The following is a 7,206-nucleotide window of genomic DNA, read 5'->3' as shown; positions in this document are numbered from 1 at the left end:
CCCGCCAAACCTTTTTTTTATTTGTCTGGGGGGCTCTTTTTTTTGTATAACCCACCGGCCGGGCCCCCGGGCCCGGGCCCGCCCGGCGCCCGGCGGGCCCGGACGGCCCGTTCGGCGATGATCCGGTCGCACACCGCGTACAGGTCGCGCTGCGCCGCGCCGGCCCGCCGGTTGGCGGGCGTGGGCCAGGAGCGGGGCACCCGGACCGGGGCGAAGCCGCGTTCGAGGACGGACGCGCCGAGCACCGGGAAGCTGTGGTGCACCACCTCCACCGCCGCCTCCACGTCGGCCCCGAACAGGATCCGGGACACCGTGCGCAGCGCGAACCGGGAGGTCTCCTGGGCGACGTCGACCACCCCGCCGGGCGCCGACCGCCACCGCTCGGCGAGTGCCTCGCACTCCAGGCCGACGGCCCGGGCGTAGCCGTCCACCCGGCGGCGGGTGAACAGCGGCTGGATCAGCCGGCGCTGCCGCTGGTAGTCGCCGTCCATGCTGGTCAGCAGGCCGTTGCCGAGGCTGCTGCGCAGCTCGTCGTAGAAGCTGTTGTCCTTGCGGAAGTTCCCCGCCTGGCCGGCGAGCACCTGGTGCGCGCCCTCCGGGGAGAAGACCGCGTAGAACTCGACGCGCAGCCCGGGCGGGCCGGCCACGAAGCGCACGACGTCGCCGTAGTCGCGCCGGGCGTCGAGGTAGGTCCGCAACGGGCGCCGGGTCAGGTCGAACAGCGATCCCACGAGCGGGAGTCCCGGCGGGCCCGGTATCCGGTTCCCGGTGGTCGCGGCGGCTGCGGCGGCGGTGACGGCGGTGACGGCGACGGTCGGCGACATGTGCCCTCCTCGGTCGTGCCCCTGCTTACCGACCCAAAGTAACTGAGTGGTAATCAGAGCGGCAGGGGCGCACGGGTCGGCACGGACGCGCGCCACGCCGCGCCCGCCGGGCCGCCCGCGCCCCCGGGGGCGGGTTCCCCTCCTCGCACGCGGTGCCGCGCCTGCGGACCGGGCGGGCTTCCCGGGCCGTCCCGGGGGCCCGGGTTCCCCTGGCCCGTGCGAGGGGAAGACCGGATCCGGGGCCGCAGATGCGGGACTATGATCGGAATAAAGGCCGCACCTGCGGCCATTGACCCGCGCCCGTGCGGCGCGCCCGGGAGGGGAACCGAAGAGATGACCGTCCGCAGACTCACCACCGCCGGAGCCGCGGCCCTCGTTCTCGTCCTCGGCCTCACCGCCTGCGGCGGCGACGGCGGCGGCAGCTCCTCCTCCGCCGCCCCCGCGTCCGCCTCCGGCACCGGCGCGGCCGGCGCCCCGAAGGCGTCCGGCTCGATCACCGTCTTCGCGGCCGCCTCCCTCAAGGAGACCTTCACCGCGCTCGGCGCGACGTTCGAGGCCGCCAACCCCGGCAGCAGGGTCACCTTCAACTTCGGCGGCAGCTCCGCCCTCGCGGGCAGCATCAACTCCGGCGCCCCGGCCGACGTCTTCGCCGCCGCCAGCGCGGCCACCATGAAGACCGTCACCGACGCCGGCGGTGCGGCCGGCACCCCGCAGACCTTCGTGCGCAACACGCTCACCATCGCCGTCCCCAAGGGGAACCCCAAGCACCTCGCCGGCCTCGCGGACCTGGCCGCCCCCGGGGTGAAGGTCGCCCTCTGCGCGAAGGAGGTGCCGTGCGGCGCCGCCGCGCTGACCGCCCTCAAGGCCGCGAACGTCACCCTCACGCCGGTCACCCTGGAGCAGGACGTCAAGGGCGCGCTGACCAAGGTCGAGCTGGGCGAGGTCGACGCCTCGCTGGTGTACCGCACCGATGTGCGGGCCGATTCCGGGAAGATCGACGGCGTGGACTTCCCCGAGGCCGCCCAGGCCGTGAACGACTACCCGATCGCCGCGCTGGCCAAGGCGCCGAACAAGGACGGCGCGGCCGCGTTCGTCGCCTTCGTCCGGTCGCCCGAGGCCCAGCAGGTCCTGACCGCCGCGGGCTTCCAGGCCCCGTGATCCGCCGCACCGCCGGCACCGGCCCGGCCGGCGCGCCGCCCGCCGACGCCCCGCCGCCGCACCGCCGGCGGTGGGGCGGTCGGCGGCGGGCCCGCCGGGTGCCGTTCACCCTGCTGCTCCCGGCCCTGCTCGGTCTGGCGTTCCTCGTCCTCCCGCTGGCCGGGCTGCTCGTCCGGGCGCCGTGGAGCACGCTGTCGGAACAGCTCACCAGCCCCCAGGTATGGGAGGCGCTGCGCCTGTCGCTGGTCTGCGCGACCGCCGCCACCGGGGTGTCACTGGTGCTGGGGGTGCCACTGGCCTGGCTGATGGCCCGCACCGAGCTGCCGGGCCGACGGCTGGTCCGGGCCCTGGTGACGCTGCCGCTGGTGCTGCCGCCGGTGGTCGGCGGCGTCGCGCTGCTGCTGGTGCTCGGCCGGCGCGGCATCGTCGGCTCCTGGCTGGACTCCGCCTTCGGCCTCACCCTGCCGTTCACCACCACCGGGGTGGTGATCGCCGAGGCGTTCGTCGCGATGCCGTTCCTGGTGATCAGCGTCGAGGGCGCGCTGCGCGCCGCCGACCCGCGCTACGAGGAGGCCGCCGCGACGCTGGGCGCCTCCCGGCTGACCGTCTTCCGCCGGGTGACGCTGCCGCTGATCGCCCCGGGCATCGGGGCCGGCGCGGTGCTGGCCTGGGCGCGGGCGCTCGGCGAGTTCGGCGCCACGATCACCTTCGCCGGCAACTTCCCCGGCCGCACCCAGACCATGCCGCTCGCCGTCTACCTCGCCATGGAGTCGGACCCCGAGGCGGCGATCGCGCTCTCGCTGGTGCTGCTGGTGGTGTCGATCGCGGTCCTGGCCGGGCTGCGCGAGCGCTGGATGTCCGCGCCGTGACGCCACCCCGTCCGGTCCCCGGCCCCACCGGCTCCTCCGGCCGGCCGCCCACGCACCCCTCCGGGCACCCGTCCGCCCGCCCGTCCGCCGTCCCCGGGATACCGCGCCGATGACTCCCCCGCCTTCCCCGACCGTCCCCACGCCCCCCACGCCCCCGGCCGGGCCGGCCGCGCCGCCCGCCGCGGGACTCGACGCCCGGCTGCGGATCGAGCGCGCCGGCTTCACCCTGGACCTCGCCCTCGGCGCCGCCCCCGGCGAGGTGGTCGCCCTGCTCGGCCCCAACGGCGCCGGCAAGTCCACCGCACTGCGCGCCCTGGCCGGTCTGCTCCCGCTCGGCGACGGCCATCTGCACCTGGACGGCCGCGTCCTGGAGGACCCCGCCCGCCGGCTGCACACCCCCGCCGAGGAGCGCCCGGTCGGCGTGGTGTTCCAGGACTACCTGCTCTTCCCCCACCTGAGCGCCCTGGACAACGTCGCCTTCGGCCCGCGCTGCCGGGGCCGCTCCAGGCGCGAGGCACGCGCCGAGGCGGCCGGCTGGCTGGAGCGGATGGGCCTGACCGAGCAGGCGGACGCCCGCCCGGGCCGGCTCTCCGGCGGCCAGGCGCAGCGGGTGGCACTGGCCCGGGCACTGGCCGTCCGGCCCCGGCTGCTGCTCCTGGACGAGCCGCTGGCCGCCCTGGACGCCCGCACCCGGCTCGACGTCCGGGCCCAGCTGCGCCGCCACCTGGCCGAGTTCGAGGCGGTCGCGGTCCTGGTGACGCACGATCCGCTGGACGCGATGGTGCTGGCCGACCGGCTGGTGGTGATCGAGGACGGGCGCGAGGTGCAGTCCGGCCTCCCGGCGGAGATCGCGCGCCGGCCGCGCACCGACTACATCGCCCGGCTGGTCGGCCTCAACCTGTACCGGGGCACGGCGGACGGGCACCGGGTGACCCTGGACGGGGGCGCCGTGCTGACCACCGACGAGGAACTCTCCGGCCCGGCCTTCGTCGCCTTCCCGCCGTCCGCCGTCACCCTGCACCCCGCCCGGCCGGAGGGCAGCGCCCGCAACGTCTGGCCCCTGACGGTCGCCGGGCTCGACCTGCACGGCGACCAGGTCCGGGCCGACCTGACGGGCCCCGTCCCGATGGCCGCCGACCTCACCCCGGCGGCCGCCGCCGAACTCGGCCTCGCTCCCGGCGCGACGGTCTGGGCCGCGGTCAAGGCGGCCCAGACGCACGCCTATCCGGCCTGAGGCGCACGCCCCCGCCCGGGTCCGCCACCAGCCGGAGCGCCCGTCCCCTCCCGCTCTCCCCGCTGCTCTCCGGCGGGCCGGGCGCACGCCGCGCGGTGCGGTACCGGCCCGACCGGGCGGGCCGGTACGCGCTGCGCCGCACCTCCGACCCGCGGGCGGCCCGCGGGCACCGGACCGGCCCATCGGTCATGGCCCCGCGGGCGGCCGCGGCCGCGCAAGGCGGTCCGCGCGGTCCGCGGCGGCACCCGGCCTGACGGCCGCTCACCCCCCATGTGCAACCCCCAGGTTGCACGTTGGGGCCGGGTCGTGCGACCCTCGGGCAACGGATCGAGGAGGTTCACGGCATGGTCGCCGACAGGATCGAGCGCGAGATCACCATCGCGGCGCCCCCCGAACGGGTCCGGGAGGCGCTCGCCGGGGCGGAGTTCCCGGGTGCCTGGCTCGACACCGAGGGCACCGACGGCAGCACCGACGCCGTGGCCGCGGGCGGCGCGGAGACCGCGCACGCCGAGCCGCCGGCCGTCCTCGCCTTCCGCCGCCCGCACCGGCAGCACCCGCAGGCGTCCGACGCCGGGGGCGGCACCACGCTGGTCACGTTCACCCTCACCGCGGAACCCGGCAACCACACCCGGCTGCGCGTAGTGGAGAGCGGCTTCGCCGCACTCACCCTCCCGCCCGAGACCCTCCGGGCCGGCTTCGAGCGGCAGGGCCACGACTGGACCCACCGGCTGACCCTGTTCGCCGTCCGCACCGAACGGCTCGTCCTGCGGCGGTGACGGCCCGCCGGACGCCCGGGCCGAAGCCGCCCCCTGCGGGATCCGCCCGCCGGATCAGCCGCGCAGCGCCGGGTGGTCCGCCACCACCGTGCAGCTGCCCGGGGCGATCTCGGTGAACCCCGCGTCCTGCACCAGCGGCAGCCCGCTCGCCACCAGCCCCGCCCACGCCTCCGGCGTCGCCGTCCGCACGGCCAGCGCGAAGCCGCTCCGGGCCCACTCCGCGCGCCGGGCCGCGTCCAGCCGCCACCACGCGAGCTGCGCCGCGTGACCGGTCTGCGCCATGGTCTTGCCGGCGCTCATCTCCAGCTCCGGGTTCAGCCACAGCACCGGAACCCCCGGCACCGGGGCGTCGACCGGCCCGCTCTCCGCCAGATCGGTGCCCGACACCTGGAGCTTGGCGAGGTCCTTCGGCCAGCCGTCCAGCGGGATCGGCGGGAACACCCGCACCTCGGTCTCCCGCCCGGCCACCGTGATGCCCGGCAGCTCCCCGGCCCGGCGCCACTCACCGCCGCGCGCCCGCCGCACCACCTTGCGGATCCGGGCGTCCTCCCACGCCGCGACCCGCTCCGCCCACTCCCCCTCGGCCCCGACGACCCGCGGGTCGTCCAGCAGCGTCAGCACCGCGCGCGCCGAGGTCTCCAGCGCGTCGGTGCGCCCGGGCGGCGTCGCGCGCTCCAGCCGGACGACCAGCGGCAGCACGTACTGCGGCCGGGCGTCGCGGTCCTCGGGGGCCGGCTCGGGAACGGGGGCGTCGAACGGAGAAGTCACCCGACCAGCATGCCAGCCCGCCGGAGCGGTGATCACCCCGGTGCCCGGGCGCCGGCCCGCGGGCCGCCCCGCTCAGCGGCGGTAGCCGCGCTGCTGGTCCCGCTCCTCCGCGTCCTCGTAGGGCAGGAACCAGCCCTCCGGGTGGGTGGCCGTGAGCAGCAGCTCGGCGCGCTGCTCCGCACTCAGCTCCGGATCGCCGTCGTCCGGCCCGTAGACGCCGAACAGCTCGTCGTGGCAGCCGTCCCAGTCGTAGTCGTACAGGTCGGCCGGCAGGTCGCCCATCATGTCGGCGACCGACTCGGGCTGCGCGCCGAGCAGCGTCCGGGCGTCGACCAGCGCCATCCGCAGCGCGATCTCCTCCGCCAGGCAGCGCGGCAGCGGCCACTCGCCGAGCGCGAGGTCGTCGGCCAGGTCGTCGAAGGTGCGGGCCATCGCGCGGCGCCAGCCCCGGCGCAGCCGCCAGGTGCGCTGCGGCAGCCGCCCGAGCACCGTCCAGTCGGCCTCCTCGCCGTCGACGACCGGCTCGTCCTCGTGCTCGTCGAGGTCGTCGTAGGCGGCGTCGGCCAGCCCGAGCAGCTGGGCGTGGAGCAGACAGGCGGTGCGCGGCGTGAGCGTCCAGTCGCCGGCCGCGCCGCCGCCCTCCTCCTCGTCGGCCTCCAGCGGGAACAGCTCGGCGAAGTCCGGCGCGAAGTCCTCGGTGACGCTGATCTCCAGCGTGCCGCCGATCGCCTCGACGCCCGGGATCGCCGCCACCAGCCGGTCCGGGTGGAGCAGCGCGCCGAGCGCCGCGTTGGCGTCCTCGGCCACCTCGCGCAGCAGCTCACGGCGCTGCCCTGCCGGATCGATGCCCTCGAAGTCCAGTTCCTCGACGGCCGCGACGGCCGCGGCGCGCAGCGCCGGCCAGTTCGTGATCCGCAGGCCCAGGACCACCGTCGCCTCGATCTCCTGCGCTCCGGAGTCCTCCGCCGCGCCCGGCCCCTGTGGATGATCGCTTCGCTCGCCCATGGGGCTACGGTACGGCCTTTCCGGCCTCCGATCACCGGTCTGTTCCGGCTACCCTGTGCGTTCTCGCCGTCACCGGCCCGCCCGGTCCGGGCCGCGCCCCGCGCGCCTCTGTTCGACGGCGTGCGACCGCCCGGCAGGATGGCCCCATGACGAACCTCGACGAGTTCGGCGGCGGGCAGCGTCCCGACGCCCAGGTGCTGGTAGTGACCACCAACGACATCCCGGGTTTCCGGGTGGACCACGTGATCGGCGAGGTGTTCGGCCTGACCGTGCGCAGCCGGCACATCGGCAGCCAGATCGGCGCCTCGCTGAAGTCGCTGGTCGGCGGCGAGCTGCGGGGCCTGACGAAAACCCTGGTGGAGAGCCGCAACGAGGCGATGGAGCGGCTGGTCGAACAGACCAAGGCGCGCGGCGGCAACGCGGTGCTGATGTTCCGCTTCGATGTCGCGGCGGCGGCGGACGTCGGCACCGAGGTCTGCGCCTACGGCACGGCGGTGGTGATCTCCCCGGTCACGGCCTGACGCCCGGACGGGCGGCGCCCCCCGTCCCCGCCGCCGGGGGCGCCGCCGGGG

The 7,206-nt window shown here is 76.6% G+C and carries 8 protein-coding genes; 5 read left to right on the top strand and 3 right to left on the bottom strand.

Translation table 11 applies throughout. The annotated features are described in order from the left end of the window. Positions 1-17: 17 nt before the first annotated feature. Positions 18-824: a cytochrome P450 gene (locus tag ACFCX4_RS33095; RefSeq protein ID WP_376150618.1), complete on the bottom strand. Its 807-nt coding sequence runs from the start codon at positions 822-824 to the stop codon at positions 18-20. Between the two features lie 333 nt (positions 825-1,157). Here ACFCX4_RS33095 and modA point away from each other — a divergent pair, with 333 nt between their 5' ends. From modA to ACFCX4_RS33075, 4 genes are all read left to right on the top strand, one after another. After that, a complete protein-coding gene (modA, locus tag ACFCX4_RS33090; protein WP_376150616.1) occupies positions 1,158-1,982 on the top strand; it encodes a molybdate ABC transporter substrate-binding protein in 825 nt (274 codons plus the stop codon). After that, positions 1,979-2,851, top strand: coding sequence for an ABC transporter permease (locus ACFCX4_RS33085; RefSeq protein WP_376150614.1), 873 nt, complete (start codon positions 1,979-1,981; stop codon positions 2,849-2,851). Before modA ends, ACFCX4_RS33085 begins: the two co-directional genes overlap by 4 nt. A gap of 109 nt (positions 2,852-2,960) precedes the next feature. Next, entirely contained in the window at positions 2,961-4,085 is a 1,125-nt protein-coding gene (locus tag ACFCX4_RS33080) for an ABC transporter ATP-binding protein (RefSeq protein ID WP_376150612.1), read from the top strand. A 344-nt stretch (positions 4,086-4,429) separates the two neighbouring features. Then, complete coding sequence (locus tag ACFCX4_RS33075; RefSeq protein ID WP_376150610.1) at positions 4,430-4,861, top strand: polyketide cyclase; 432 nt, start codon at positions 4,430-4,432, stop codon at positions 4,859-4,861. A gap of 54 nt (positions 4,862-4,915) precedes the next feature. Here the strand turns inward: ACFCX4_RS33075 and ACFCX4_RS33070 are convergent, their stop codons facing one another. Together ACFCX4_RS33070 and ACFCX4_RS33065 are read right to left on the bottom strand one after the other, a co-directional pair. Then, positions 4,916-5,629 carry an aminoacyl-tRNA hydrolase gene (locus ACFCX4_RS33070; protein ID WP_376150608.1) on the bottom strand — a complete coding sequence of 238 codons (714 nt, stop codon included), beginning with the start codon at positions 5,627-5,629 and terminating at the stop codon, positions 4,916-4,918. 72 nt (positions 5,630-5,701) lie between these two features. Continuing rightward, complete coding sequence (locus tag ACFCX4_RS33065) at positions 5,702-6,634, bottom strand: hypothetical protein (RefSeq protein WP_376150606.1); 933 nt, start codon at positions 6,632-6,634, stop codon at positions 5,702-5,704. Positions 6,635-6,780: 146 nt separating this feature from the next. Between ACFCX4_RS33065 and ACFCX4_RS33060 the strand changes: the two genes are divergently transcribed. Next, on the top strand, positions 6,781-7,155 hold the full coding sequence (locus ACFCX4_RS33060) for a YbjQ family protein (RefSeq protein WP_376150604.1): 375 nt from the start codon (positions 6,781-6,783) through the stop codon (positions 7,153-7,155). Positions 7,156-7,206 lie beyond the last annotated feature (51 nt).

Source organism: Kitasatospora sp. NPDC056327, assembly GCF_042261735.1.
GTDB lineage: Bacteria > Actinomycetota > Actinomycetes > Streptomycetales > Streptomycetaceae > Kitasatospora.
Note: the sequence above shows the minus strand (reverse complement) of the source record. Positions and strands in the feature narration are given on the sequence as shown.